Below are 585 nucleotides of genomic sequence, written 5' to 3'. Positions count from 1 at the left end.
ATCGATAGAAGGTCGGCCTTGGAATGCCCAGCTTGTCGAGAGTTTGCCTGGCTGACAAATGCGACTGCTCCACAAGCCGGATGATCTCAAGCTTTTCGGTGGCGGGATATCTCATTCGTCGTCGCCCCCATCCCCGATCATGCTTTTTTTGAGCAGGCGGTTTTCCAGGGTGACGTCGGCTAATGCCTCCTTCAAGTCACGGCTTTCACGACGCAGCGCTTTTACTTCGTCGCTGGTGGCAGAACGGGCGGTGTCGCCTGCAAGGCGCTTCTTGCCAGCTTCAAGGAATTCCTTCGACCAGCTATAATACAGGCTCTCTGCAATCCCTTCGCGGCGGCAGATCGCAGCAATGCTGTCTTCCCCGCGCAGACCTTCCAGAACAATACGGATTTTATCCTCGGCCGAATAATGTTTACGCGTGGCACGACGGATATCTTTGATCGTCTTCTCCGCAGAAGACGTTTGGGGAACGGGTTTCTGTCTCATCTGTCAACGGCGGAATAAAAACAGGCCAAATGGCGGTGTAAAATCAGGCCAGTTTATGCCGCAATCGGGGAACGTCGGAAGGGCGTAGCCCGACCAGAG

At 54.7% G+C, this 585-nt stretch carries 1 pseudogene; it reads right to left on the bottom strand.

Annotated elements, in window-relative coordinates:
• A pseudogene (locus VBH83_RS19390) lies at positions 1–486 on the bottom strand (transposase); the annotation flags it as partial.
• Positions 487–585 lie beyond the last annotated feature (99 nt).

This window comes from Ochrobactrum sp. S1502_03 (assembly GCF_044435015.1).
Classification (GTDB): Bacteria; Pseudomonadota; Alphaproteobacteria; order Rhizobiales; family Rhizobiaceae; genus Brucella; species Brucella chromiisoli.
This window is presented reverse-complemented; position numbering and strand designations above follow the sequence as displayed.